24 protein-coding genes, 1 tRNA gene and 1 pseudogene are annotated in these 26400 nt (G+C 48.0%); 13 read left to right on the top strand and 13 right to left on the bottom strand.

The features are described 5' to 3' along the window. Position 1: 1 nt before the first annotated feature. The 5 genes from dctP to CP950_RS07930 all read right to left on the bottom strand — a co-directional run bounded on the left by dctP (position 2) and on the right by CP950_RS07930 (position 5547). Complete coding sequence (dctP, locus tag CP950_RS07950) at positions 2-1036, bottom strand: TRAP transporter substrate-binding protein DctP (protein ID WP_096674150.1); 1035 nt, start codon at positions 1034-1036, stop codon at positions 2-4. A gap of 150 nt (positions 1037-1186) precedes the next feature. Next, the gene (locus CP950_RS07945) at positions 1187-2491 is read right to left on the bottom strand and encodes a malonyl-CoA decarboxylase domain-containing protein (protein WP_096674148.1); all 1305 of its coding nucleotides are present in this window, start codon (positions 2489-2491) and stop codon (positions 1187-1189) included. Between the two features lie 146 nt (positions 2492-2637). Next, positions 2638-3447 (bottom strand): prolipoprotein diacylglyceryl transferase, encoded by an 810-nt coding sequence (gene lgt / locus CP950_RS07940; RefSeq protein WP_096674146.1) that lies wholly within the window; start codon positions 3445-3447, stop codon positions 2638-2640. Between the two features lie 28 nt (positions 3448-3475). After that, entirely contained in the window at positions 3476-3940 is a 465-nt protein-coding gene (locus CP950_RS07935) for a DNA polymerase III subunit chi (RefSeq protein ID WP_096674144.1), read from the bottom strand. Positions 3941-3951: 11 nt separating this feature from the next. Continuing rightward, positions 3952-5547: a leucyl aminopeptidase gene (locus tag CP950_RS07930; protein WP_419185588.1), complete on the bottom strand. Its 1596-nt coding sequence runs from the start codon at positions 5545-5547 to the stop codon at positions 3952-3954. Between the two features lie 130 nt (positions 5548-5677). Between CP950_RS07930 and lptF the strand changes: the two genes are divergently transcribed. The 5 genes from lptF to CP950_RS07905 all read left to right on the top strand — a co-directional run bounded on the left by lptF (position 5678) and on the right by CP950_RS07905 (position 10731). Next, positions 5678-6790 (top strand): LPS export ABC transporter permease LptF, encoded by a 1113-nt coding sequence (gene lptF, locus CP950_RS07925; RefSeq protein ID WP_096674140.1) that lies wholly within the window; start codon positions 5678-5680, stop codon positions 6788-6790. Further along, a complete protein-coding gene (gene lptG, locus CP950_RS07920; protein WP_096674138.1) occupies positions 6787-7941 on the top strand; it encodes an LPS export ABC transporter permease LptG in 1155 nt (384 codons plus the stop codon). Before lptF ends, lptG begins: the two co-directional genes overlap by 4 nt. A gap of 63 nt (positions 7942-8004) precedes the next feature. Continuing rightward, positions 8005-8946: a CysB family HTH-type transcriptional regulator gene (locus CP950_RS07915; protein WP_096674136.1), complete on the top strand. Its 942-nt coding sequence runs from the start codon at positions 8005-8007 to the stop codon at positions 8944-8946. 36 nt (positions 8947-8982) lie between these two features. Continuing rightward, positions 8983-9537: a peroxiredoxin gene (locus tag CP950_RS07910; RefSeq protein WP_096674134.1), complete on the top strand. Its 555-nt coding sequence runs from the start codon at positions 8983-8985 to the stop codon at positions 9535-9537. 84 nt (positions 9538-9621) lie between these two features. After that, positions 9622-10731 carry an S-(hydroxymethyl)glutathione dehydrogenase/class III alcohol dehydrogenase gene (locus CP950_RS07905; RefSeq protein ID WP_096674132.1) on the top strand — a complete coding sequence of 370 codons (1110 nt, stop codon included), beginning with the start codon at positions 9622-9624 and terminating at the stop codon, positions 10729-10731. Between the two features lie 31 nt (positions 10732-10762). On the opposite strand, the gene CP950_RS07900 is transcribed toward CP950_RS07905, so the two are convergent. From CP950_RS07900 to CP950_RS07875, 6 genes are all read right to left on the bottom strand, one after another. Beyond that, complete coding sequence (locus tag CP950_RS07900) at positions 10763-11626, bottom strand: isocitrate lyase/PEP mutase family protein (protein ID WP_096674130.1); 864 nt, start codon at positions 11624-11626, stop codon at positions 10763-10765. A 46-nt stretch (positions 11627-11672) separates the two neighbouring features. After that, positions 11673-12869 carry a 2-methylaconitate cis-trans isomerase PrpF gene (gene prpF / locus CP950_RS07895; protein WP_096674128.1) on the bottom strand — a complete coding sequence of 399 codons (1197 nt, stop codon included), beginning with the start codon at positions 12867-12869 and terminating at the stop codon, positions 11673-11675. Positions 12870-12871: 2 nt separating this feature from the next. Further along, positions 12872-15478: a Fe/S-dependent 2-methylisocitrate dehydratase AcnD gene (gene acnD, locus CP950_RS07890; protein ID WP_096674456.1), complete on the bottom strand. Its 2607-nt coding sequence runs from the start codon at positions 15476-15478 to the stop codon at positions 12872-12874. Positions 15479-15525: 47 nt separating this feature from the next. Then, on the bottom strand, positions 15526-16683 hold the full coding sequence (gene prpC / locus CP950_RS07885) for a bifunctional 2-methylcitrate synthase/citrate synthase (RefSeq protein WP_096674126.1): 1158 nt from the start codon (positions 16681-16683) through the stop codon (positions 15526-15528). A 35-nt stretch (positions 16684-16718) separates the two neighbouring features. Next, positions 16719-17102, bottom strand: a complete 384-nt coding sequence (locus CP950_RS07880; protein ID WP_096674124.1) for an acyl-CoA thioesterase — start codon at positions 17100-17102, stop codon at positions 16719-16721. A 118-nt stretch (positions 17103-17220) separates the two neighbouring features. Further along, positions 17221-17305: transfer RNA gene (locus CP950_RS07875), tRNA-Leu, on the bottom strand. 142 nt (positions 17306-17447) lie between these two features. Here CP950_RS07875 and CP950_RS07870 point away from each other — a divergent pair. The 8 genes and pseudogenes from CP950_RS07870 to rng all read left to right on the top strand — a co-directional run bounded on the left by CP950_RS07870 (position 17448) and on the right by rng (position 24218). Further along, the gene (locus CP950_RS07870; protein ID WP_096674122.1) at positions 17448-18167 is read left to right on the top strand and encodes a YebC/PmpR family DNA-binding transcriptional regulator; all 720 of its coding nucleotides are present in this window, start codon (positions 17448-17450) and stop codon (positions 18165-18167) included. Positions 18168-18234: 67 nt separating this feature from the next. Next, complete coding sequence (purD, locus tag CP950_RS07865) at positions 18235-19512, top strand: phosphoribosylamine--glycine ligase (RefSeq protein WP_096674121.1); 1278 nt, start codon at positions 18235-18237, stop codon at positions 19510-19512. Positions 19513-19568: 56 nt separating this feature from the next. Further along, on the top strand, positions 19569-20483 hold the full coding sequence (gene hemF / locus CP950_RS07860) for an oxygen-dependent coproporphyrinogen oxidase (protein ID WP_096674454.1): 915 nt from the start codon (positions 19569-19571) through the stop codon (positions 20481-20483). Next, the gene (locus CP950_RS07855; protein ID WP_096674120.1) at positions 20480-21160 is read left to right on the top strand and encodes a nicotinate-nucleotide adenylyltransferase; all 681 of its coding nucleotides are present in this window, start codon (positions 20480-20482) and stop codon (positions 21158-21160) included. Before hemF ends, CP950_RS07855 begins: the two co-directional genes overlap by 4 nt. Positions 21161-21243: 83 nt before the next feature. Then, positions 21244-21633: pseudogene (gene rsfS / locus CP950_RS07850) on the top strand (ribosome silencing factor); the annotation flags it as partial. Positions 21634-21649: 16 nt separating this feature from the next. Next, complete coding sequence (gene rlmH / locus CP950_RS07845) at positions 21650-22093, top strand: 23S rRNA (pseudouridine(1915)-N(3))-methyltransferase RlmH (RefSeq protein ID WP_096674116.1); 444 nt, start codon at positions 21650-21652, stop codon at positions 22091-22093. A 29-nt stretch (positions 22094-22122) separates the two neighbouring features. Continuing rightward, on the top strand, positions 22123-22746 hold the full coding sequence (locus tag CP950_RS07840) for a Maf family protein (RefSeq protein WP_096674114.1): 624 nt from the start codon (positions 22123-22125) through the stop codon (positions 22744-22746). 8 nt (positions 22747-22754) lie between these two features. After that, entirely contained in the window at positions 22755-24218 is a 1464-nt protein-coding gene (rng, locus tag CP950_RS07835; RefSeq protein ID WP_096674112.1) for a ribonuclease G, read from the top strand. Here the strand turns inward: rng and CP950_RS07830 are convergent. Then, positions 24215-24634 (bottom strand): surface-adhesin E family protein, encoded by a 420-nt coding sequence (locus tag CP950_RS07830; RefSeq protein ID WP_096674109.1) that lies wholly within the window; start codon positions 24632-24634, stop codon positions 24215-24217. The genes rng and CP950_RS07830 overlap by 4 nt on opposite strands. Next, positions 24627-26390, bottom strand: coding sequence for a lipid A export permease/ATP-binding protein MsbA (msbA, locus tag CP950_RS07825; RefSeq protein WP_096674452.1), 1764 nt, complete (start codon positions 26388-26390; stop codon positions 24627-24629). The genes CP950_RS07830 and msbA overlap by 8 nt, the downstream gene beginning before the upstream one ends. Between the last annotated feature and the right edge of the window lie 10 nt (positions 26391-26400).

The following is a 26400-nucleotide window of genomic DNA, read 5'->3' as shown; positions in this document are numbered from 1 at the left end:
ATTAAGAGATCTTTTCCGCTGAACGCATCATGGCTGCGCAAGTTTCATTCCGGTCGGAAAAGTCTTTCCATGCGGAGCCCTTAGCAACTGCCTTCCATTTATCAACTGCAGCCATATCCAACTCAAACACCTTATTGCCGCCCTTAGCGAACGCAATCGCGGCATCAATATCGTCTAGCTTTGCTTGCTCTGTACCGTATTTCTCCATTTCCAAACCCACCGCCATGATGATGTCGCGCTGATTTGCTGGCAAGGCATCAAAAATGGCCTTGGACATCATGAGAGGCTCCAGCATAAACCAGTAAGACTTGTTTTTAGCGGAGGTGAAATTCTTAGTTAGCTCGGCCAACTTGAAAGACATCAAGCTAGCAGAAGAGGTATAGGCAGCATCTAAAGAGCCCGTTTGCACTGCTTGATAAATTTCATTGGAGGGAATTGATGTCATTACTGACCCACCTGCTGCCTTGAGCATAATGTCAAATTCACGACTACCGCCACGGCACTTCACGCCCTTAATATCATCAGGAACAATAATAGGACCTGAGCGAGTAGCAACACCGCCGGCTTGCCATACCCAGCTCACAATCACAATGCCTTTGGACTCGAGTACTTTATTCAGAATCTTGCCAACCTCAGCATTTTTCCAACGCGCGCCCTGTTCATAGCTAGTTACCAAACCAGGCATCAAACCAATATTGGCCTCGACAACTTCACCACCTGCATACGGCAATGGGTAAAAGCTGAGGTCAAGCGCGCCCTTACGGAGTGCGCTAAATTGGGCGTTGGTCTTCATCAAGGAAGACTGTGGGTAGACATCGAACTTCAATGCACCTTTGGTTCTTTTGCTGACCTCTTCTGCAAACTTTTTGCACAGACGGTCGCGGAAATCCGTACCACTAGGAAATTGATGTGAAATTTTTAAATTCTTGGAAGCGTCCTGCGCCCAAGTGGGTAAGTTATAGCCTGCCAATGAGGCGCCAGCTGCGCCCAATAATAATTGGCGACGTAATGAACTAATCTGATTTGAGTCTGACATGGTTATCTCCTAATAATTCGTGATTATTTTTTTATTATCAACTTTGAACCAACCTCTAAGCTACCTATTTAAGCAAAAACGATTTTAAACCCTATTTAAAATTGCCCTAATTTAAGGCACTGATTTACTACTAATGTTGCGCCAGCAGTCTCAACCTGCCATTAACTTGGCGACTGGCCGTGAATAGATGACCTCACCATTAGCAAAGCGCTCATGATTCTCCTCAACCGCGGAAAGATCGTATAAGTAATTGACCATCAAGGATGCTGATTGGCGTAAACCCTTACGCGATAAGTCAGCAGACCAATTAATTTGATGCAGTTTGGCGCCATTACCCAAGTGAAACTTGGCAACTGGATTGCCTTGACGTGCTGGCGAACAAACACCTAAATAAATACTCGCTAAACACATCAAAGCCGCTTTTTCTTTTTCGCTCGCTGAATCAGGATGCCAACCGGCACTAATGCGCTCAGGCCATGATTTACTCTCTAAATGGAGGCTGGCTAAAGCGTTTTCACGCGCCAATTTGACGGCCGGTTTCACTTGCTCTGCAGCTGGTGAATTGCCAAGCTCAGCGCCTGCAGCGATCCAGTCAATAAAGCCGGGAATGGGTGAAAGTGTGACGAAGGTCTTTAGCCCCGGAAATTCTGCATGCAGTTGTTCGGCAACCCGCTTAATCAGGAAGTTGCCCATGGAGACACCGCGCAGCCCAGGTTCGCAGTTGCTGATTGAATAAAACGCAGCGACCTTATATTGCGAAACCTGTTCAACCGTTTCCGCTTTCTTATCCACCAGAGGTGCAATGAGAGAAGGAATCTCCGGCAGTAAGGCAACCTCGACAAAGATTAAAGGTTCATTTGGTAACTGTGGATGAAAGAAAGCAAAACAACGGCGATCGGGTTGCAAGCGCCGACGCAAGTCATCCCAACCGTCAATAGCATGCACCGCTTCATGTTGAATCAACTTCTCTAGAACCTCAGCGGGCGATTTCCAATCCACCCGATGCATCTTCAAGAACCCAGGATTGAACCAAGATGACAAAAGATGGCGTAGATCGAAATCCACAGCAGTTAACTCAGGCTTTTTGTCTAATACCTGCAACAAGTCTCGGCGCATGGCTACTAAAGCAGCGGTACCATTTTTGGCGCGATTCAGGCGGCGAAACAATTCTTGACGTGCAGGCTCACTGGCCCGTTGTAAGCGAATGTAATTGCGTGCATTTGCTTCAGCGGCAAATTCTTGTGCAGCACTCACTACTGCTGCAGCATCTGGATTCAACTTTTCAAATAAGAAAGTAAAGAAACGAACATGCTGATCTTTTGAGAGCTTGCGATAGTTGTTGATGACCTCGTCCGCCATACTCACCGCATTGGATTCGCCACGCTCAGAAACAAGCCGATTGACGGCACCGACAACGCGTGAAAAATATCGTGCTTTTGCTAGCTTTTCAAGCATGCTTCATTCTCAAATAAGGATTTATTAAGGAGTTAACTTAGGTGTTGGGGGATGCTAAAAGTGCTGATTACCGTTCAAAGTGCCTCTAATATACTAGAAATTGACACTAAATCGAGCAATTTGACCAAGGGAATACCTGTAGTTTCTTACGCAGCCATATTCCTATTTTGGCTAGCTTTTTCTTTGGGGACGAGCAACAAATACCCACCCAAGAAAATCATCGGCACGCAAAGCCATTGACCCATCGACAAGCCCAATCCTAGTAAACCCAAAAACGCATCTGGCTCACGGGCGTACTCTGCCAAAAAGCGACAGAGGCCATAACCTAATAAGAACAGCCCTGAAACCTGACCTAAGCGTCTTGGTTTGCTAGAGTAAATCCATAAAACGGTGCCGAGCAGGAGCCCTTCACCAAAGAGTTGATAGATTTGCGAAGGGTGACGCGGCAAGGAGTCCACCAAAGGAAAGACCATGCCCCAAGGAAGATCGGTGGGCCTGCCCCACAACTCACCATTAATAAAGTTACCTAAGCGGCCAAATGCCAAACCAAAAGGAACCAAGGGGGCGACCAAATCACCAATAAAAAGAAAGCTTGTTTTGCGTTGATGCGCAAACCAAGCCAATGCTACGAGCACCCCCAATAAACCACCATGAAAGGACATGCCCCCTTCCCAAATTTTGAGAATACTGAGCGGGTTTGCCAAGTAATAACCCGGCATGTAAAACAAGGTATAGCCTAAGCGACCGCCCAATACGACACCCAAGACTCCTGCAAACAAGAGATCCTCTAAGTCTTTATACGTCCATCCTAAAGCCTGATACCGAGGCTCGCGAATACGCATGCGACCCAATAGTAAAAATTGTACAAAGGCCATGAGATACATCAAACCATACCAATGGATCGCAAAAGATCCAATGTGAATGACAGCCGGATCAAATTGAGGATGAATGAGCATGAAGTATGGGGGCCTAAATCAACAGCAATTAACTTTTGGATTGATCAAAGTTATGCAACTCATGACCTAGATCGCGATAGGCTTTAAAGCGTTCACGACCAGCTAAACGCTCTGCCTCATTTACGGTAACTACTTCCACGATACGGGGAAAGCGCGCCACTAAAGCCGCGACATCCTTGGGCATACGCATTCCTAAATGGATCATGACATCTGCATGAGGTAGCCCTGTCAAAGCGGGTGAGGCAGGATCATCCGTCAAGACGATAGGCGTTTCTAGCGCCGCTTCCTCATCAATATAGCAATGCGGTAAAAAGTCGACCTTACTAAAGGTCCACAACAAGTTATCCAAAGTTTTTAAATCTGACTTCTCGCCAACCATCACAATATTTCGGACAGGCTCACCTGCGGCTGTAGCGCTCCAAATCTTGCGCGTGAGACGGCAAGCATATTCCAACTTATCTTTGACGTTACTGTGAAAATCAATCCTTGCCATTACTAAAGCGCTTACTTTTGCTCAAGCAAGAAATTAAATAGCAGTGGTACCGGACGACCAGTAGCTCCCTTAGCAGCGCCGCTCTTCCAAGCTGTACCAGCGATATCCAAGTGGGCCCACTTGTATTTCTCAGTAAAGCGCGCGAGGAAACAGGCTGCTGTCACGCTTCCTGCTGGGCGGCCACCTATATTGGCGATATCCGCAAAATTGGATTTGAGTTGCTCTTGATATGCAGCATCCAAAGGCAAACGCCAAACCGTATCCAAGGACGCGTGTCCCGCTTTGCTTAAGGCATCCACCAGCCCCTCATCATCGGAGAAGACGCCACTGTGGACATGGCCAAGGGCAATGATGCAGGCGCCAGTCAGGGTGGCAACATCAATTACCGCCTTAGGTTTAAAACGCTCGACGTAAGTTAAGGCGTCGCACAGAATTAAGCGACCTTCCGCATCTGTATTCAGAATTTCAATAGTCTGGCCAGACATGCTGGTCACAATATCTCCTGGACGAGTAGCTTGACCTGAAGGCATGTTTTCGCAAGTGGGAATTACGCCGATAACATTCTTCTTCAAGTGCATTTGCGCAATCGCGTACATAGTGCCCATAACTGAGGCGGCACCACACATGTCGTACTTCATTTCATCCATGGCCTCACCCGGCTTGAGTGAAATGCCACCGGTATCAAAGGTAATTCCCTTACCCACCAAGACAATTGGTGCGTCCCCTGCTTTACCGCCCTGGTGACGCATCACAATAAATTGCGGCGGCATATCGGAGCCTTGAGCTACCGACAGAAACGACCCCATCTTTAATGCTTCAATTTGCTTACGACCTAATACCTCTACTTTGAGGCCTACTTTTTTAGCAAGTCCTTGTGCTGTCTTGCCAAGATAGGGCGGCGTACAAATATTGGCAGGCAGATTACCCAAATCCTTGGCAAGATTCATGCCCTCGACCATCGCACTACCTTCAGCCACTGCAGCCTTAAGCTCTTTAGCGCAAGTGTTATTGCCAGCAAATACCAATTTTGCAAACGTATCTGCTTTATCTTTCGCTTTAAATTTCAGCGCTGGATGGCGCACACCAAAACGGTATGCCTGATCCCCTGCGTATTGCATGGTTAAGCGCACTTCTTCGCCGATTAAATCTGAGCGGTGTCCCAGTGCAAAGCTAGGCACAAACCACAGCGCGCTCACAATCGAATTACCGCCGAGTTGCTTAACGGCAGCCCGCACTACTTTTGAATAAGCAGGCAAGCCGCGAGCGCCAGGCGCTTTCATATCACCCAAACTCACCAGTAAAACCCGCTTCGCTTTAATGCTGGCCGTCGGCCAAGAGGCCTCTGCACGCAAAATGCAGAGCGAAGCTGCTATCTCATCTAAATCACCTAAAGCCTGCGCTCGGAATACGCTTCCAGCCAATAATTGATTGAGCTCACCCAAAAAGCCAGCTTTCCCTTTAGAGCTCACTAAAACATCTAGATCCGCTTTGGTGTAGGCTAAAACCAAGCAATCTGTCGCTTGGGCGAGCAAGGCAGCAAAACAAGACTGTAATTGCTTAGGGTGAGCCATTTCAGCTTGCGGGAAAATCTTAGTACTAAATTGGATTGTCATAATGTATTACAGCATCTTTAAGTGAGTTCGGAAGGGTAATTCAGTATTTATCCATTATCCTCCATGAAGATTCTTTACTTTAGCAAATTCACATTAAGACTTTCTTACACATAACCTCGCATTCATGATCTTTCAGCAAGCCCTTCGCCGCGAACTCAGTTTTACGACTGGGGGTGTCTTTTTGGTCTTAGTCACCATCATGATTACGACCTTAGTGATCCGCGTTTTGGGATTTGCCGCTAACGGCGCTGTTAGTCCAGAAGATACCCTCGTGTTAATTGCTTTAGCCACTCTGGGTTACATGGCAGTTTTGCTCACCGTTTCTTTATTTGTTGCTGTGCTGATCGTTTTGGTACGTTGGTACAAAGATTCCGAAATGATCGTTTGGTTTGCAAGTGGTCTTAGCATTACTAGTCTGATTGGCCCAATCTTACGGTTTGCCGCCCCCCTTATTGTCATCATTGCCTTGTTGGCTCTTTTTGTATGGCCTTGGGCTAATCGCGAGTCCACCCTCATCAGCCAACGTTTTCAACAGCGTAGTGATGTTGCGATGGTCGTTGCAGGGCAATTCAAAGAGTCAGCCAAAGCCGAGCGCGTCTTTTTTATTGAGGACTTAGACGTCCAAAAAAATGAAGTAAAGAATATTTTTGCCACTGAGATGAAAAATGGACGCGTCAGTGTTGCAGTTGCTTCTACTGGCTATATGCAAAATAATGCCGACGGGGGTAAGTCTATTGTTCTGCATCAGGGACGTCGCTATGAAGGCTTACCAGCCGAGCCCAATTTCCGCATCTTAGAATTTGATGACTACACCACGGATATTCGCAGCAAAGAAACCTTGCAGCCGCCACCGCGTGACCGAGAAAAGACGGTGATGGAATTGCTCGATGACCCCAATCCTGCCACCCTCAACCCCAATCGTGCTGAGCTGTTGTGGCGCGTTGGCTTACCTTTGATGGCGCTCGGCTTAGTACTAATTGCGATCCCACTAGCGTATGTCAACCCGCGCCTGGGTAACTACACTGCTCTATTTTATGCCGTGCTGGTTTATTTGATTTATAGCAACCTCTTAAATCTGACACAAAATTTTGTCTCTCAAGGCAAAGTGAGTGTCTTTGTGGGCGTCTGGCTGATTCACTTACTTGCCATTCTCATGGCGATCGTGCTCATTCGCAATCGCATCAACCCCTCCTTAAATTGGTGGCGCCGTCAATTACCCGCATGGATAAGTAAATGAGATTGCTCTTTCCTTTTATTTATGAGCGCTACTTAGCACGGCAAATTTACGCTGCGTTTGGTTTCATCTTATTTGCTTTGGTAGCTCTCTTTTTGTTCTTTGATATTTTGAGTGAGCTAGGCTCCATCAAGGGTGCCTACACCTTGCCTTTAGCTTTGTTGCATGTACTCCTAAAGGCGCCCAGCCGCATCTCTGAAATCATTCCGATCGCTGGTTTGATTGGGGGAATCTATGTCTTTGCCATGCTTGCGAGTCAATCTGAGTTCACCATTTTGCGAATTGCGGGTTTAGACGCAAAACGAGGATTGCTGACCTTAGCGAAAATTGCCTTACCCCTCATCGTGCTGACCTTAATTATTAGCGAGGGTGTGGGCCCATACACAGAGAATCTCTCCGAGAAGATACGGATGAAAGCCCTAGGCTCTGCCTATACCTCTCAATTTAAAACAGGTGTTTGGGTCAAAGACCGATTGCGTGATGAAGATGGGAACGGTCCTATTAGACCTGGAGTACGTTATGTCAACGTGGGCAAGATCGAGAAAGATAATGAGATTGCTAATATCCGTATGTATGAATTCGATGATATGTATCGCTTGCTCTCGATTCGTAGCGCTGTCAGCGGGCAATTTGACCAGATGGGTACCTGGGTATTGAATGAGGTAACAGAAACCCGCTTTACAGAAACTAAACAAACCGATTCGCTTGAGCCCGTGTACACCGCTCACACTTATAAACACCCCACCATCAGCCTGGTCTCCGAAGTCACCCCGCAAATCTTGGGTGTCCTGCTGATTAGCCCAGAGAAAATGTCGATCCTGAGTCTAGGCCGCTTTATTTCTCACTTACAAGATAACAAGCAAGATATTCAACGTCATGCGATCGCATTTTGGAAGAAGGTGATTTATCCGCTGACCATTTTTGTGATGCTCGCTTTAGCGCTACCCTTTGCTTATCTCAAAGTCCGCGCTGGAAGTGTGGGCTTCAAAGTCTTTGGCGGCATTATGCTGGGCATGAGTTTTCAGTTGTTTAACTCTTTGTTCTCCAACGTAGGGCTACTTGGTTCATGGCCACCTTTACTGACAGCTTTGACACCCCCCTTGTTTTACTTCCTCTTAGCCATTTTGGGATTGCGCTGGGTATCAAAATCATAATTATTGGATATTCATATAGAATTTAATCTATATATCGCTAAAGATATATAGAATGGAATCCTCATGAATTTGCACCAATTTCGCTTTGTCCGGGAAGCCGTCAGGCAAAACTTTAATCTCACTACTGCTGCTAAGGCGCTTTTTACCTCGCAGCCAGGGGTCTCGAAGGCGATTATTGAACTCGAAGACGAGTTGGGTGTTGAAATTTTCCGGCGTCACGGCAAACGCATTCGCTCGCTCACTGAGCCAGGCAAACGCATTTTGGTCTCGATTGAACGCATCTTAGATGAAGTAGAAACTCTGCGACGTGTGGGCAAAGATTTTGCTAGTCAAGATCAGGGAAACTTCGTGATTGCCACCACGCATACACAAGCGCGCTATGCCTTACCTAAAGTATTAAGTGAATTTACTAAGCGCTTTCCCAAAGTGCGCGTCAGCATTCAGCAAGGCAACCCAGGTCAAATTGCTGATCTACTTACCCAAGACCGTGCCGATATAGCCATTGCCACTGAAGGTATCGCCAATACCCCTGGCGTGCTGGCTTTACCTGGCTATCAATGGCAACATGTTCTCATGGTGCCATTGAGCCACCCCCTACTAAATCAAGCTGCTATCACCCTAGAAGAAGTTGCCAAGTACCCGCTGATTACCTATGACAAAGCCTTCGCAGGTCGCAGCAAAATTGATGCTGCGTTTCTGCAACGCAACTTGCAGCCTGACATTATTTTGGAGGCCATTGATGCGGACGTCATTAAGACTTATGTTGAAATCGGCATGGGCGTCGGTATCGTTGCTGGTTTGGCATACGATGCGGATAGGGACCGTAATTTGAAAGTGATTCCGGTTGGGCACTTATTTGGCAGTAACGTCACACATCTAGGCGTTAAGCAAGGTGCTTACCTCAGATCATTTGTCTATACCTTCATTGAGTTATTTTCACCAACCCTGACGCGCAAAATTGTTGAGCAGGCAATGAATAATGAGGGTGATGTCTATGAGATCTAAGTTCGATTAATTGAGTAGACCGTAAGGAATCAGTTCATGACCAATCTAAATCAACTTCCTACCGATCTTCCCGTTCCAAAAGATGACGGCGCTACCGATCATCTAATCGGGATGAGGCTACCTCGCATTGCTTTACAAGCCACTACTGGCAAATTCATTGACTTGGGCAGCCTGATTGGAAAGCTAGTGATCTATTGCTATCCAATGACTGGTCAACCCAATGTTGCCCTGCCTGAGGGCTGGGATCAAATACCTGGTGCTCGAGGATGTACACCGCAGAGCTGCTCCTTTAGGGATCACTATCAAGAGCTGCAAGCACTCGGCGCTGAAGTGGTGGGCTTAAGCACACAAGCGACCGATTACCAACAAGAGATGGCCGACCGTTTGCACTTGCCTTTTCCGGTAGTGAGTGATGACAAGCTACTATTTCAGAAGGCTTTACAGCTTCCAACCTTTGTTGCTGCAGACATGACTTTGCTTAAGCGCGTCACGCTCATCGCTAATAACGGTGTGATTGAAGCGGTGCATTACCCCATATTCCCAAGTGACAGCGATCCAGCTTGGGTGATGAACTATTTACAGCATCACTAAAATCTACCTCTACGCATCTGCCATTAGCTTGGTATAGTCTGCTGAAGTGTTCGGCTTTGCCGCACTAATCAGGAGAGTAAGCCCATGAAATCAAGAGCCGCTGTTGCATTCAAGGCAGGGGAACCCTTGCAAGTAGCAGAAATTGATGTTGCTCCTCCTCAAAAACACGAAGTACTCGTCAAGATTACGCATACAGGCATTTGCCATACCGATGCATTCACACTCTCAGGTGAAGATCCAGAGGGTCTCTTTCCGGTGGTACTGGGGCATGAAGGTGCTGGCATCGTAGTTGAAGTAGGCGAAGGTGTTACTAGTGTTAAGCCGGGCGATCACGTCATTCCGCTTTACACCGCCGAATGTGGTCAATGTCTTTTCTGTAAGAGTGGTAAGACCAACTTGTGTACCGCAGTACGCACCACTCAAGGCAAGGGCTTGATGCCTGATGGCACATCGCGCTTCTCCTATCAAGGTAAGCCTATTTTTCATTACATGGGGTGCTCTACCTTCAGCGAATACACCGTAGTTGCGGAAGTCTCTTTAGCAAAAATCAATCCATTGGCCAACCCTGAGCAAGTATGCTTATTAGGCTGCGGCGTGACCACTGGGCTGGGCGCTGTCAAAAATACTGCCAAGGTACAAGAGGGTGATAGTGTGGCGGTGTTTGGTTTGGGTGGTATTGGCTTAGCCGTAATTCATGGTGCCAAATTGGCTAAGGCTGGTAGGATCATTGCAATCGATATAAATCCCGCTAAATTTGAATTAGCTAAGTACTTTGGTGCAACTGACTTTGTCAATCCAGCAGATTTTGATAAGCCCATTCAGCAAGTCATCATCGAGATGACGCAATGGGGTGTAGATCATAGCTTTGAGTGCATTGGCAATGTCAATGTCATGCGTGCAGCTTTAGAATGCGCTCACCGTGGCTGGGGGCAGTCCGTAGTGATTGGCGTTGCTGGTGCCGGTCAAGAAATTTCTACGCGGCCATTTCAGTTGGTGACAGGACGTCGTTGGCTTGGCTCTGCCTTTGGTGGCGTAAAGGGGCGCAGTCAATTACCAGCAATGGTGGAGGATGCGATGGCAGGACGTATCGAACTCGAGCCCTTTGTCACGCACACGATGCCCCTGACCGATATCAATGAGGCTTTTGAACTGATGCACGCAGGTAAATCAATTCGCTCAGTAGTCCACTTTTAGAAACTAGGCTACTGAGCCACTTCCATCTGCTTTAGACGGAGTATTTTTTCTCGAGTGCATCCAAAAATGGTTTGTTTACCAGGCGCTGACGCTCAGCAAATGGGACGACCAAATTAGGATCTTCATCAATGCGCTGCGCATCCCGCAAAACAGTCAAGGCCTTTTGCATGCCGGCTACTGCACCCTGCAAAGCTGCATTGGCGTAGAGCACAATCCCATAACCAAGGCCAGCTAATTCTTCGCTACCAATGATGGGGGTTTTGCCACCAATCACCATGTTCATGAGTTGAGGCTTGCTTAAGCGGTGCGGTAAAGAGCGAATCTCTTCTGCAGTGGTAACCGCCTCAACAAACAAAATATCCGCGCCCGCTTCGCTAAACTTTTCAGCGCGCTCAATTGCTGCTTCGAAACCATACACTGCACAAGCATCTGTCCGTGCCATGATAAGAAGATTGCTATCTTGACGCGCATCGACTGCGGCCTTAATTTTAGAAACCGCCTCCTCAGTAGAAATCACTTCTTTTCCTGAAAAGTGGCCGCAGCGCTTCGGTGCAACTTGATCCTCAAACTGAATGCAATCTGCGCCAGCACGCTCAAGTACACGCACCGTGTGACGGACGTTGAGGGCGTTACCAAAGCCTGTATCGGCATCCACAATCAAGGGCACTTGCACTGCATCCCGAATGCGGGCGGTATGATCAGCTATCTCATGCAAACCCATAAAACCTTGATCTGGTAAGCCAAACCACATATTGGTTACCCCAGCACCCGTGACATAGATAGCCTCGAAGCCAAGGTCTTCGATGACCCGTGCAGACATTGCATTAAAAGCCCCAGGAACGAGCAGGCCACGACGGGCTTCAACCAGTGCTTTGAGAGTTTCACGGCTAGTCATATACATTCCTTTATTGATTCTTATTTAATGATTCTTATTTTTTGATTTAGAAAGAGTCGCCCGGTACAAAGACCGAACCTTCCATGAGTAGACGAGCACTACGGCTCATGATGGCTTTAACTACCTGCCATTCCCCATCCACCAATGAAGCTTGAGCACCAACTCGCAAAGTACCCGACGGGTGGCCAAAACGTACACTACTTAAATCACCGCCACCCGCGGCGGTATTTACTAGGGTACCTTCGATAGCGGCTGCAGTTCCAATTGCCACTGCCGCAGTACCCATCATGGCGTGATGCAATTTGCCCATGGACATCGCTCTCACCAACAAATCTATTTCAACGGCTTTGACTACTTTGCCGCTGGAGGATTTATATTCAGCGGGTGATGCTACCCAGGCTAGCTTGGGCGTGTGCTGGCGGGTAGCGGCTTGGGCAATGTCTGTAATTAAACCCATGCGCAGCGCGCCGTAGGCCCGAATTGTTTCCAGTAATTGCAATGCCTGAGGATCGGAATTAATATCGCCCTGCAATTCTGTACCGTTGTACTGGATGTCCGCCGCATTAATAAAGATTGTCGGAATACCTGCATTAATCATGGTTGCCTTAAGCACGCCTACGCCCGGTACGTCGAGATCATCTACCAAATTTCCTGTCGGGAACATCGCTCCAGATGCCCCCTCTTCTTCAGCCGCAGGGTTGATAAATTCCAGTTGCACTTCTGCCGCGGGAAACGTGACCCCATCGAGCTCGAAGTCACCCGTCTCCTGTACCTGGCCATCCGTGATCGCAACATGGGAAATAATCGTTTTACCAATATTGGCCTGCCAAATACGGACAGTAGCAATACCGTTTTGCGGAATCCTAGCCGCATCGACGAGCCCCTTACGAATCGCTAATGGACCTACTGCCGCAGATAAATTACCGCAGTTACCACTCCAATCTACAAAGGCCTTATCAATCGACACTTGGCCAAATAAATAATCTACATCATGGTCGGGCTGGGAACTTTTAGACAGAATGACGGTTTTACTAGTGCTCGAAGTAGCACCGCCCATGCCATCAATTTGCTTTTCATAAGGATCAGGACTGCCAATGACACGCATCAATAAGGCATCCCGTGCCGCTCCAGGCGCTTGCGCAACCTTAGGCATATCACTCAACAGAAAGAACACGCCCTTGCTGGTACCCCCACGCATGTACGTGGCAGGAATAGCGATTTGCGGAACGGCTTTGGCTGACATGTTCAGTGCTCCTGTTTGCTAGCTAAGAAGTCTTGAGCAAAGCGTTGCAACACTCCGCCAGCTTCATAAACTGAAACCTCTTCATCCGAATCCAAGCGACAAGTGATAGGGACTTTAATAGCTTCACCCGCCTTGCGATGAATCACGAGATTGAGTTCTGCGCGTGGACTGAGTGCTCCTTCTACATCATACGTTTCAGTACCATCCAAGCCGAGAGTTTTGCGATTAACGCCGGATTTAAATTCCAAGGGGAGGACGCCCATACCAATAAGGTTCGTACGGTGTATGCGTTCAAATCCCTCAGCCACAATAACTTCAACGCCAGCTAAGCGAACCCCCTTGGCTGCCCAATCACGCGAAGACCCTTGACCATAATCGGCACCCGCAATAATGATGAGCGGCTGTTTACGCTGCATATAGATTTCAATTGCTTCCCACATACGCATTACTTGAGCTTCTGGCTCGACCCGCGCCAAGGATCCTTTTTGCACTACCCCATCAATCACAGCCATTTCATTGACGAGTTGGGGATTGGCGAAGGTTGCGCGTTGCGCAGTCAGGTGATCACCTCGATGGGTCGCGTAAGAATTGAAGTCTTCTTCAGGAAGGCCCATCTTTGCCAGATACTCTCCTGCGGCAGAGTCCAGCAAGATCGCATTAGATGGCGATAGATGATCCGTCGTAATGTTATCGGGCAAAAGGGCTAAAGGACGCATGCCTTTGAGAGTACGCTCACCAGCCAGTGCGCCTTCCCAATAGGGTGGGCGACGAATATAAGTGGATTGTGGACGCCAATCATAGAGGGGGCTTACAGCGGCGGTATTTTCAACCCGATGCTCGAACATCGGCACATATACTTTGCGGAACTGTTCCGGTTTGACTGCTTTGGCAACGATCGCATCTATCTCTGCGTCATCTGGCCAAATATCCATTAGGCGAATTTCTTTGCCATCAACCACCGCAAGAACATCACGCTCGATATCAAAACGGATTGTGCCTGCAATGGCATAAGCCACCACTAGAGGTGGCGAAGCTAAGAAGGCTTGCTTGGCATACGGATGAATACGGCCATCGAAGTTGCGGTTCCCCGACAAGACGGCAGTGGTGTACAAATCCCGCTCAATAATTTCTTCCTGAATGTGGGGATCGAGTGCGCCCGACATACCATTGCAGGTTGTGCAGGCAAATGCGACGATCCCAAAACCCAAGGCCTCAAGCTCTTCAAGTAAGCCGGCCTCTTGCAGATATAACTCAACAGTTTTAGATCCTGGCGCTAAAGATGATTTAACCCAGGGCTTGCGAACCAAACCGAGGCGTCGCGCGTTACGCGCCATCAAGCCGGCAGCTATCACATTGCGTGGATTAGAAGTATTGGTACAGCTCGTGATCGCCGCAATAATCACAGCACCATCGGGCATCAAGCCTGCCGCCTCTTCCTTGCGAGCGGACTCCAAATTACCAGAAATACCCCGCTCAGCCAAAGCAGAAGTCGGTAGCAATTTATGGGGATTAGATGGGCCTGCCATATTACGCACTACAGAAGACAAGTCGAAGCTCAACACCCGCTCATACTCAGCCGTCTTTAAACTATCCGACCAAAGCCCTGCTTCTTTGGCGTAGATCTCTACCAATTTGATTTGCTCTTCAGTGCGCCCGGTTAAGCGTAGATAAGTCAATGTCTGATCATCGATCGAGAACAAGGCTGCGGTTGCCCCATACTCTGGAGCCATATTAGAAATCGTGGCACGATCGCCAATACTCAGACTTGCTGCGCCCTCACCATAAAACTCAAGATAAGCACCAACGACTTTTTCTTGACGCAAAAACTGAGTTAATGCGAGCACAAGGTCAGTAGCGGTAATGCCCGCTTGGCGCTTGCCTGTTAAGTGCACTCCAATAATTTCTGGCAAACGCATCCAAGATGCGCGACCTAACATGACGTTCTCAGCTTCGAGGCCACCAACGCCAACAGCAATCACGCCTAAGGCATCAATATGGGGCGTATGGGAATCTGTGCCAATACAAGTATCTGGATAAGCCAAGCCATGATCGTTATGAATCACAGGAGACATGCGCTCTAAATTAATCTGATGCATGATGCCGTTGCCAGCAGGAATCACATCCACATTATCAAAGGCAGTTTTGGTCCAGTTGATAAAGTGAAAGCGATCCTCATTACGACGGTCTTCAATATCTCGATTCTTTTGAAAAGCGTCAGGTTCAAAGCCGCCATATTCAACTGCGAGGGAATGGTCCACAATCAGCTGTACTGGCACCACCGGATTTACCTTAGCAGGATCACCACCTTGATCCGCAATCGCATCCCGAAGTCCCGCTAAGTCCACCAAAGCGGTTTGACCCAAAATGTCATGGCACACTACGCGCGCCGGAAACCAAGGAAAATCCCGCTCCCGCTTGCGCTCAATTAACTGCATTAAATAATCATTGATCGCACTAGGCTCGGCTTTGCGCACAATATTTTCTGCATGCACCCTTGCCGTATAAGACAACTTCGCCCAAGCCCCTGGTTTGAGGGTCTCGACAGCTTCACGAGCATCAAAATAGGCAAGTGCAGTGCCGGGCAGGGATTTTTTAAACAAGGTGTTCATGTGCATTTGATTGATGCCTGCTGGTGATTATTTGCGCTTAGATAAAATTATTTACGACTGTTCATGGGAACAAAGCTTAAATCCTCGGGCCCAATATAGTTTGCGCTGGGACGAATAATCTTGTTATCAATCCGCTGTTCAATAATGTGCGCGCCCCAACCGCTGGTTCGAGCAATCACAAACAAAGGGGTAAACATTGCTGTAGGGATACCCATCATGTGGTAACTCACCGCGCTGAACCAATCTAAATTAGGAAACATTTTTTTCACATCCCACATCACGGTTTCCAGGCGCTCCGCAATGTCATACATCTTGGTTGACCCTGCCTCTTTAGAAAGTGATTGCGCAACACCTTTAATGACCACGTTACGAGGATCGCTCACAGTGTAGACAGGATGACCAAAGCCAATCACCACTTCTTTATTCTCTACACGTTGACGAATATCCGCCTCCGCTTCATCTGGGCTGTCATAGCGCTTTTGAATCTCAAACGCCACTTCATTCGCGCCGCCATGCTTTGGTCCCCGTAAGGCACCAATAGCGCCAGTAATTGCAGAATACATATCACTACCTGTTCCGGCAATGACACGCGCGGTGAAAGTCGAAGCATTGAACTCATGTTCAGCATATAAATTAAGAGAGGTATGCATGGCACGCTCCCAACTTGCGGAAGGCTTTTTACCATGCAATAAATGCAAGAAGTGGGCGCCGATTGAATCATCATCGGTTTCCACTTCAATGCGTTTCCCTTGATTGGTCCAGCAATACCAATAGAGCAACATCGAGCCTAATGAAGCCATTAAACGATCTGCAATATCACGTGCGCCCGGCACGTTATGGCCCTCTTTCTCAGGCAGTACGCAACCTAAAGCGGATACGCCCGTGCGCATGACGTCCATGGGATGAGTGTTGGCTGGAAGTTGTTCAAGCGCCACCTTGACGCTAGCGGGGATGCCGCGCATGGACTTTAACTTTGCCTTATAAGCACGCAGTTCTGGCGCGGTAGGTAATTTGCCATGAATCAATAAATGCGCGATTTCTTCAAACTCACAAATGGCAGCGATATCTAAAATATCGTAGCCGCGGTAATGCAAATCATTGCCCGTTTTACCCACAGAGCACAGCGCAGTGTTACCGGCAGTCACGCCAGAAAGTGCAACCGATTTTTTAGGCTTAAATGTTTTTTCTTCAACTGGCGTATTCATCTGCTTCTTTCACTAAGTCAAAATTAATCGATGTTTTATGAGGTAATGGATTTGGTAATTTCCTGCGGCTTACCTTGTGCGTCCACCGCTACCATTTCAAATTGGGCTTTAAGAACCGGCTCGGCAAGACCGCCTAAGTCTTTTGAATGGCCACTGACAGTCACCGTCAGAGAGGTGCGCCCCACTCTGGTCACTTCGGCATGCAGGGTGAGTACTCGACCTTGTGGAACGGGAGCCAAAAACTCTGCGTCCGAGCATTTCACAATCACCATATTGGAATCAGCGAAGTTGCGTGCTGCCAGAAAGGCGGCTTTTGACATTAACAACAGTCCGTTGCCGGCGAATAAGGTGCCGTAATGATTGCAATGCTCTGGAAAAATGATTTCTGTTAATTCAACAGAGGTCTGCGAAGGGGTCATGGTGCGCACTTAAGAATAGAAGTTAGGGTTTTGAACCCACTGAATTAACAATTCTATCAATATAGCGCAGGCTCGGAAGATACCGAGCGGTGATTGGCTGAAATGAGATATAAAGCGCTGGTGCCCCGGGGCGGACTCGAACCGCCACGCCTTGCGGCACCGGATTTTGAATCCGGCACGTCTACCAATTCCATCACCGGGGCAGGTGTTTGCAGAGGAAAAACTGCATTTCTTATTGCTAAGAGGTGAGAGTGTAACAAAAAAAGAGTAAGGACTGACATCCTTTGGGGTAGAAGCCCTTAAAATAGATGCCTTAGCTTAATTCAGTAGAAGGATTTCACCAGTATGGCTGGCCATTCAAAATGGGCCAATATTCAGCACCGCAAGGGTCGACAAGACGAAAAGCGCGGCAAGATATGGACCAAACTCATTAAAGAAATTACCGTAGCCGCCAAATTAGGCGGCGGTGATCTTGCCACCAATCCCCGTTTGCGACTAGCAATTGATAAAGCCAAAGACGCCAATATGCCCAATGACAACGTGCAAAGAGCGGTTGCGCGTGGTACTGGCTCCCTCGAAGGTGTGAATTATGAAGAGATTCGCTATGAGGGTTACGGCATCAACGGCGCAGCGGTCATTGTGGATTGCCTGACTGATAATCGCACCCGCACAGTTGCTGAGGTACGCCATGCCTTTGCAAAAAACGGTGGCAACATGGGTGCCGAAGGATCCGTTGCGTTTCTGTTTAAACATTGTGGTCAGATGCTGTTTGCTCCCGGCACTAACGAAGATCAATTAATGGAAGCGGCCTTAGATGCTGGTGCAGATGATGTCATGACCCACGAGGATGGCTCTCTTGAGGTATTAACTCCAGTTCATGATTTTTCAACGATACAAGATGCTTTAATTCATGCAGGCCTAAAAGCTGAACTGGCAACGGTCACCATGCGCCCCGAAAATGAAATCGCCCTTGAGGGTGATCAAGCCGAAAGCATGCAGAAATTACTCGATGCCCTCGAAAATCTAGATGATGTGCAAGATGTATTTAGTAATGCTGCTTTGTAATGTCAATACGATTAAATCTCTTTCATGATCTCCTTATTGATCTCATTCAACCCATTCCTTTATTGATATGAAAATTCTTCTAGTTGGCTCCGGTGGTCGCGAACATGCATTAGCGTGGAAACTGGCACAGTCTCCCCAAGTGCAAACTGTCTATGTTGCCCCCGGTAACGGTGGAACTGCTACTGCCAAACAAACGGCTGCTGGCATTACTAACCTTCCTATCTCAGGTCTCCAAGAGTTGGTTGATTTTGCCAAACGTGAAAAGATTCATCTGACCGTTGTTGGGCCAGAGGCTCCGTTAGCTGCTGGCATCGTGGATCTCTTTCGGGCCAATGGTTTGCGTATTTTTGGACCAACGCAATTAGCTGCTCAACTTGAATCCTCGAAAGATTTTTCCAAAGCATTCATGAAGCGGCATGGCATTCCGACGGCGGACTATCAAACCTTTTCTAGTACGCTCGAGGCTCACGCCTACATAGATGCCAAGGGCGCACCTATCGTGATTAAAGCAGATGGTTTGGCTGCCGGTAAAGGCGTCGTCGTCGCCATGAACTTGGCCGAGGCTCATGCTGCAGTAGATATGATGCTGGCCGATAACAAATTAGGTAATGCAGGTGCCCGCGTGGTCATCGAAGAATTTCTTACTGGAGAAGAAGCTAGCTTTATTGTCTTGGTAGACGGTAAAAATGCTTTAGCGCTAGCGACCAGTCAAGATCACAAACGCTTACTGGATGGCGACCAAGGCCCCAACACTGGTGGTATGGGTGCTTACTCCCCCGCCCCCGTAGTCACTCCTGAAATTCATGCGCGTGCTCTGCGTGAAGTCATCATGCCCACCGTGAGAGGCATGGAAGCCGACGGCTTGCCATACACCGGTTTCTTATACGCCGGTTTAATGATTACTCCTGATGGAAAAATCAAGTGCTTAGAATTTAATTGTCGTATGGGTGACCCAGAAACGCAACCGATCATGGCACGCTTACGCAGTGACTTGCTTAACGTGCTGGATCACGCTGTGGACGGCACACTCAATACTGTTGATTTAGATTGGGATCGACGCACTGCCTTAGGCGTCGTGGTTGCCGCAAAAAATTATCCCGAGACGCCGCGCACAGAGGATGCAATCACTGGCATCGCACCAGACACAGAAGACCAGCTTACCTTTCATGCGGGTACCAAGTTAGAGGGCGGTAAATTAGTGAGCTCTGGGGGGCGCGTGCTGTGCGTGGTTGGGCTTTCAGACACGGTACGGGGGGCTCAGCAAAAAGCCTATGAAGCTATCGCCAAAATCCATTTCGATGGTATGCAGTATCGGCAAGATATTGGCTATCGTGCTGTTAAGTAACGCAGTCAAATAGAGATCCCGTGTCCGCCAATCAAAGCCCTGAGCAAGCCACGCAGATTGATATCATTGCCTTAAAAGACTACTTTTTGGGCTTGCAAGAGCGCATTACTTTGGCAATGAGCGCCATCGACGGCAAGGTATTTATTGCGGATGACTGGACTAAACCAGAGGACAGCAAGCTGCAAGGTTATGGTCGTACTTGCATCTTAGAAAATGGTGCCATTTTAGAAAAAGCGGGAGTGGGGTTTTCTCATGTTCGTGGTCAGCAAATGCCGCCTTCCGCCACTCATCATCGACCTGAACTTGCGGGTCGTAGTTTTGAGGCATTAGGCCTATCACTAGTATTTCATCCGCGTAATCCACACATCCCTACGACGCACATGAACGTACGCTGCTTTATCGCACAGGCCCCCGATAAAGAACCCGTTTGGTGGTTTGGTGGTGGCTTTGATATGACCCCTTACTACGGAGTTGATGAGGACTGCAAACACTTTCATCAGTCCGCAAAAGACGCCTTAGATCCCTTTGGTGAAGCGCTGTATCCCCAGTTTAAAAATTGGTGTGATGAGTATTTTTATTTAAAGCATCGTGAAGAGCCACGCGGTATCGGCGGCATTTTTTTTGATGACTTTAATACCTTAGGTTTTGATCAGAGTTTTGCTTTGACAAGGGCGGTGGGTGATGCTTTTATCAAGGCTTACTTGCCGATAGTCGAGCGCCGATATCAAACGCCTTTTACTGCGGAACAAAAATCTTTTCAGGAATATCGTCGCGGTCGCTACGTAGAATACAACCTGATCTTTGATCGCGGCACCATTTTCGGCCTGCATTCAGGGGGTCGTACTGAATCCATCCTAATGTCCATGCCGCCTGTAGTGCAGTGGTGGTACAACTGGGAGCCCAAGCCAGGCAGTCCCGAGGCCAAGCTCTATGAATATTATCTCAAACCACGCAACTGGTTAGCAGTATGAAAACCATCGGCATCTTAGGCGGCACTTTCGATCCGCCCCATCTAGGACATCTAAAACTTGCTACCCATTTTGCCAAACTCTTTGAACTTGATGAGTTGCTTTTGGTGCCGAGTGGTGAGCCATGGCAAAAAGGGATCGACATCACGCCGGCTGAAATTCGTTATCAACTCACTGAGGCGGCGGCAGCGGATTTGGCGAGAGCTTTTCTCTACGCTCAGATTCCGACACAGATTGGGATAGATCGACTGGAAATCGACCGCATAGGGCCCAGTTATACCCTCGATACTGTTAAAACATTAAGGACCCGTTATAGCTCAGAAACCAGTCTCATTTGGTTAATGGGCGCGGACTCTTTGCTGAATTTAGCTACTTGGCATTCTTGGCAAGAATTGCTCGATTATGTGCATTTATCAGTGGCAAGCAGACCACATCACTCCCTAGGAAGCGAGTTAAGCCCTGAAATCAAGTCTTTTTTAGATGCGCATCGCAGTCAAAGCGCCGCAGACCTTGAAAATACCCCCTTTGGCCGCATCTACCTAGATGAGAGCCTTTCAGTAGACCTTTCCTCGACCGACATTCGCCAATCTCTCAAAACTAGCGCAGCCGATACCCTAGCAACAGCGCAAATTCCGAGCCATGCATTAGAAATCATCACAAATCTAGGTTTATACAAGTAATCAAGCTAAGATCAACCCATATACCAACTCAGTTACAAGCAATTCAACAGCAACCTAAAAATAGAAGAAGTTATTAATACATTATGGATTTAAAAAAATTACAACGCATCATCATTGATTCCTTGGAAGACGTCAAAGCCCAAGACATTCGGGTATACGACACTACCAAACTTACCGACTTGTTTGATCGTGTGATCATCGCTACGGGTACGAGCAATCGGCAGACCCGCTCCTTGGCGATGTGCGTAAAAGAAGATGTCAATGCTAAGGGTGGAGAAGTGATTTCTGTCGAAGGCTTAGAGACTGGCGAGTGGGTCTTGGTCGACTGCGGAGATATTGTGGTGCATATTTTGCAGCCGCTATTGCGTCAGTACTACCAGCTGGAAGGTATGTGGGGCGCTAAGCCCGTACGCGTTAAATTAGCTAGCGACAAAGGACTGGCTAAAGCCAGCGAACCTGACGACGACGCAGACTAAGTAGTCCCTAAGCATGCGTTTAACGATCATTGCGGTTGGCCACAAAATGCCTGACTGGGTTGCGTCAGTGACACAGGACTACCTCAAACGCATGCCTGCAGATTGCAGCATTGAGATTAAAGAACTCAAACCAGATCTTACGCCTGCCAAAGAAGCCGTGAAGATTGCCGCTGCTATTCCCAAGGGTGCGCACGTAATTGCTTTGGACGAGCGAGGCAAAGATCTCACCACCCAAAATATCGCGACCCAACTTGCTCATTGGCGCCAAACGGGTCTAGATGTTGCTTTCTTAATTGGCGGCGCGGATGGCCTTGATGCCAACCTTAAAGACAGTGCACAAGCGCTCTGGCGCCTCTCGAGCCTGACGCTGCCACACGCAATGGCAAGGTTATTGCTCGTTGAGCAACTGTATCGCGCCTGGACTATTTTGCAAGGCCACCCCTATCACCGTGAATAAGTCTTTTTAACGGAAGTTAAAATCGCATCATGTTCACGTTCATTTACCTCGCCTCACAAAGTCCCCGCCGGCAAGAACTCCTCACGCAAATGGGGGTTCGTTATGAGATGCTCATAGCCAAAGCAGGTGAAGATACTGAGAGTTTAGAAACCCCCCTGCCCTATGAAAAAGCACATGACTATGTGCAACGCGTTACGCTAGCCAAGAGTGAACTGGCGTGTTTACGCTGGCAGCAGCGCTTGTTACCCTGGGCTCCAATCTTGAGTGCTGACACTACCGTTAGCTTGCCCGAAAGCATCGTAGGAGAAATTTTAGGCAAGCCTGCTGATGCCATGGATGCGGCGCGCATTCTGAGGATGCTGAGCGGCAAAACACATCAGATTCTCACCGCAGTTGCCTTACAAATTGAGCCTGACAGTGCGCCCCTTGTATCAGTACAGGTTTCTGAGGTGACTTTTGCATCTTTATCAGATTCAGAGATAACACGCTATATCGCTAGTGGTGAGCCGCTAGGCAAAGCTGGCGCTTATGGAATTCAGGGTCTAGGCGCTACTTTTATTCCCTCAATTAACGGAAGCTATAGCGGTATCATGGGACTTCCTATATTTGAAGTGAACCGGCTATTGGATCACGCTAAAGTGATCCGTAAGTGACCCCCTATATGACCGAAGAGATCCTGATCAACATCACACCGCAAGAGACTCGGGTTGCTTTGATTCAGCAAGGAGCGGTGCAGGAATTGCAAATTGAGCGCACTCGCCAACGCGGTATCGTCGGCAATATCTATCTAGCTAAAGTCGTACGCGTGCTGCCAGGTATGCAATCTGCTTTTATTGAAGTCGGTTTGGAACGCACAGCTTTCATCCACGTAGCCGATATTATTCAGAATAATCCTCAGGCACAAATTGAGAAGCTGCTCTTCGAGGGGCAAAACGTCTTGGTGCAGGTTCTCAAAGATCCCTTAGGAACTAAGGGTGCGCGCCTCACCACCCAGCTCAGCATTGCCGGTCGCAACCTTGTCTATTTGCCTCCAGCGGGTAGTGATGCTGCCTCTGAAAAATATATTGGCGTATCTCAACGTATTGATAAACCCGAAGAACGCGAAGCAATCAAGTCGCGTTTAGCCAGCCTAATGCCTGCTGACGAAAAAGGCGGAATTATCGTGCGCACCAGCGCCCAAGATGCAACAGATACAGAGTTGGTGCACGATATGCTCTATCTTCGGACAACCTGGGAAAAGATCCGTGAGGCAGTCAATCATCAGTCAGCCCCTAGTCTGCTGTATCAGGACCTCAGTTTGGCTGAGCGAGTTCTCAGGGATGTCGCAGGTGAAGAGACCGCACAAATTCGGATTGACTCTGCGGAAAATTTTGAGAAGCTCACTGCCTTTGCTAAAGATTACATGCCCAATCTGCTGGGCAAATTGAGCCTGCACCGTGGCGAGCGCGCGCTCTTCGATTTTTTTGATGTTGATACGGAGATTAATAAGGCCTTAGGTCGCCGCGTTGATCTCAAGTCTGGTGGTTATTTGATGATTGATCAGACTGAATCCATGACCACCATTGATGTGAACACCGGAAGTTATGTGGGTGCACGCAATCTAGATGCCACAGTATTTAAAACCAATCTCGAAGCTGCTCAGGCTATCGCTCGGCAGCTGCGCCTGCGAAACCTCGGTGGCATCATCATTATTGATTTCATCGACATGCTGAGCAAAGATCATCAAGACTCGGTTCTACAGGAGCTCAAGCGCAATTTAGAGCGCGATCACGCCCGCTCCTCCATCAGCGAATTCTCCACCCTAGGATTAGTGGAGATGACCCGCAAACGTACCCGCGAATCTTTGGCTCACATTACTTGTGAGCCCTGCGCCACTTGTGCTGGTAAAGGTGAAGTAAAAACCGCGCAAACCATTTGCTATGAAATCTTAAGAGAAATCGTACGTGAACATCGCCAATTTAATCCACGGGAGTTCCGTATCGTGGCTTCTCCCGACGTAATTGATTTATTTCTGGAAGAAGAAAATCGCTTTTTGGCGCAGTTGGGTGACTTTATTAACAAACCCATCACACTACAAGCCGAAGGTAGCTTTCGCCAAGAACAATACGATATTGTTCTTAGTTAAATCGCTCGACAGAATTTCCGCAAAAGTTCCATCTGTAGAGTTTTAGGAGCGACTGGATTCCAGATAATTTCTTTTTGATTGACTACCGTTTTTGAGCCAGTAGCATTTTTGTTTTGGTAAAGCTCATAGTCACCCAAAGCAAAATCCTGAGTCTCGCAACCAAACAGCTGGGTCTCTGACTTGGATTCATATTGAATCTTGCGCTTATTAAGCTCAATCGTCTGCACGGCGTTGTAATTGGTGAATACGGTTACCGCGTAATGAACATCATCAAATTGCTTAAGACTTGAGGTTGAAAAAGTCACAGCACTGCCCTTAGTAGAAGCATCAGCGTAGTCAATCCACTCGGCAAAGGCTGACGATGCATAGCTTAGGACCAGCAATAGCGGCACTAGGACGATTCTGCTTTTACGCATTGGCAAATTGAATGCGATGTAAATTGGCATACAACCCATCTTGAGCGATCAATTCATCATGTGAGCCATTCTCGACAACATGCCCATGATCTAAGACCACAATACGATCTGCATTCTCGATGGTAGATAAACGGTGCGCGATTACCAAGGTAGTTCTGCCTGCCATTAAATGCTCTAAAGCATCTTGTACTTGGCGCTCAGACTCTGAATCAAGTGCGGACGTGGCTTCGTCCAAAATCAAGATCGGTGCATTTTTATAAATGGCTCGTGCAATGGCCATGCGTTGACGTTGACCGCCGGAAAGTCGATTGCCGTTATCCCCCACTAAGGTATCTATTCCTTCTGGTAATTCGGCCATCAATACGGCAAGATTGGCAGCCTCTAGCGCTGCCTTGACACGCGCCCGATCAATCTTTTCATCATTACCTAAACCATAAGCTACGTTGGCCGCGATCGTGTCATTAAATAGCACCACGTCCTGACTTACGAAGGCTATTTGGCGACGCACATCAGCCAGCACAATATTTTCAAGAGGAATGTCATCCAAATAAATATGGCCACTGGTTGGCTTAAAGAAGCGTGGCAACAAATTCACTAAGGTGGACTTACCGCCACCAGAGGGGCCAACAAAAGCAACGATCTCGCCAGGCTTGATATTTAAATTAACACCTGAAAGCGCATCTTTGCGCCCCACTTCCTGCTGGTAGGAAAAGCCCACATCTTCAAAACGAATCGCACCCTGCGCCTTGTCTAAAGCCTGCATATTGGTCTTGCGGGATTCCGCCTCTTCCACTGGCTGATCCATTAAAGCGAAGATCATTTCCGCGGCAGTTAAACCACGCTGCAAGGGTTGATTGACATCCGCCAAGTGTTTAATCGGAGATATCACCAGCATCATGGCTGTGACAAACGCAGCAAAGCCACCTACCGTCGTTCCCTGAGAGGCCGATTGCATCAAGGCAATCACCAGCACGATCGATAAAGCCATTGAGGCAATCAACTGGGTGATGGGTTGATTTAACCCACCTGCCACCGCCGATTTCAAGGCAAACTGGCGCAGGCGTTCGGCTTTTTCCATAAATCGCCCCATCTCATAATCTTCAGCGCCATGCACTTTGACGATCTTGTAGCCCGCAGCGGTCTCTTCTACGATATAGGCCAACTCACTAGTGAGGCTTTGCTGCTCACGGTTGAGTGAACGCAGACGCTTATTGATCTTACCCATCACAAAAGCGATGATCGGAAAGATCCCTAACACTACCAATGTGAGCTGCCAATTTAAATAGATCAGATAGCCAATTAAGCCTACGACCGTTAATGAATCTCTCACGAGGCTGATGAGCATGCCACCCATAATGGTGAGGACGTTATTGACCTCAAACACCACCGCATTTATTAAGTTCGATGCGGAGTTCTTTTGAAAGAACTCCGTGCTAGCCTGTAACAATGTTTGAAACATCTCCTGACGCAATTTCAGGAGCACGGAGTTGATAGCGCGCGTGAGTAAATAATTGGATAAAAATTGGGCTAAGCTGCGAACTACCGCCAAACCCACCAGAAAAACAGGCACTTGCCATAACTTGCTATTTAGCTCTCCGGTGAAGCCTTTATCCAGTAATGGCTTCATTAAGGCCGGGATCGAAGTCTCGGCTCCCGCCACAAAAGCCATGGCAATAAGAGATCCAATAATTAGCCCAATATGGGGCTTAAGATAGGCGGTTAAGCGATTTAGGGCAGTACGGTCTAGAGCATTCATATAATGAATT

The organism is Polynucleobacter meluiroseus, from assembly GCF_900205755.1.
In the GTDB taxonomy this organism is placed as follows: domain Bacteria; phylum Pseudomonadota; class Gammaproteobacteria; order Burkholderiales; family Burkholderiaceae; genus Polynucleobacter; species Polynucleobacter meluiroseus.
The sequence above is the reverse complement of the archived record's forward strand: the minus strand, read 5'-3'. Positions and strand labels throughout refer to the sequence as shown.

Coding starts and splice junctions, on each gene's coding strand:
- dctP (WP_096674150.1), bottom strand. CDS start 1,036: ATGTCAGACTCAAATCAGATTAGTTCATTACGTCGCCAATTATTATTG.
- CP950_RS07945 (WP_096674148.1), bottom strand. CDS start 2,491: ATGCTTGAAAAGCTAGCAAAAGCACGATATTTTTCACGCGTTGTCGGT.
- lgt (WP_096674146.1), bottom strand. CDS start 3,447: ATGCTCATTCATCCTCAATTTGATCCGGCTGTCATTCACATTGGATCT.
- CP950_RS07935 (WP_096674144.1), bottom strand. CDS start 3,940: ATGGCAAGGATTGATTTTCACAGTAACGTCAAAGATAAGTTGGAATAT.
- lptF (WP_096674140.1), top strand. CDS start 5,678: ATGATCTTTCAGCAAGCCCTTCGCCGCGAACTCAGTTTTACGACTGGG.
- lptG (WP_096674138.1), top strand. CDS start 6,787: ATGAGATTGCTCTTTCCTTTTATTTATGAGCGCTACTTAGCACGGCAA.
- CP950_RS07915 (WP_096674136.1), top strand. CDS start 8,005: ATGAATTTGCACCAATTTCGCTTTGTCCGGGAAGCCGTCAGGCAAAAC.
- CP950_RS07910 (WP_096674134.1), top strand. CDS start 8,983: ATGACCAATCTAAATCAACTTCCTACCGATCTTCCCGTTCCAAAAGAT.
- CP950_RS07905 (WP_096674132.1), top strand. CDS start 9,622: ATGAAATCAAGAGCCGCTGTTGCATTCAAGGCAGGGGAACCCTTGCAA.
- CP950_RS07900 (WP_096674130.1), bottom strand. CDS start 11,626: ATGACTAGCCGTGAAACTCTCAAAGCACTGGTTGAAGCCCGTCGTGGC.
- prpF (WP_096674128.1), bottom strand. CDS start 12,869: ATGTCAGCCAAAGCCGTTCCGCAAATCGCTATTCCTGCCACGTACATG.
- acnD (WP_096674456.1), bottom strand. CDS start 15,478: ATGAACACCTTGTTTAAAAAATCCCTGCCCGGCACTGCACTTGCCTAT.
- prpC (WP_096674126.1), bottom strand. CDS start 16,683: ATGAATACGCCAGTTGAAGAAAAAACATTTAAGCCTAAAAAATCGGTT.
- CP950_RS07880 (WP_096674124.1), bottom strand. CDS start 17,102: ATGACCCCTTCGCAGACCTCTGTTGAATTAACAGAAATCATTTTTCCA.
- CP950_RS07870 (WP_096674122.1), top strand. CDS start 17,448: ATGGCTGGCCATTCAAAATGGGCCAATATTCAGCACCGCAAGGGTCGA.
- purD (WP_096674121.1), top strand. CDS start 18,235: ATGAAAATTCTTCTAGTTGGCTCCGGTGGTCGCGAACATGCATTAGCG.
- CP950_RS07855 (WP_096674120.1), top strand. CDS start 20,480: ATGAAAACCATCGGCATCTTAGGCGGCACTTTCGATCCGCCCCATCTA.
- rlmH (WP_096674116.1), top strand. CDS start 21,650: ATGCGTTTAACGATCATTGCGGTTGGCCACAAAATGCCTGACTGGGTT.
- CP950_RS07840 (WP_096674114.1), top strand. CDS start 22,123: ATGTTCACGTTCATTTACCTCGCCTCACAAAGTCCCCGCCGGCAAGAA.
- rng (WP_096674112.1), top strand. CDS start 22,755: ATGACCGAAGAGATCCTGATCAACATCACACCGCAAGAGACTCGGGTT.
- CP950_RS07830 (WP_096674109.1), bottom strand. CDS start 24,634: ATGCGTAAAAGCAGAATCGTCCTAGTGCCGCTATTGCTGGTCCTAAGC.
- msbA (WP_096674452.1), bottom strand. CDS start 26,390: ATGAATGCTCTAGACCGTACTGCCCTAAATCGCTTAACCGCCTATCTT.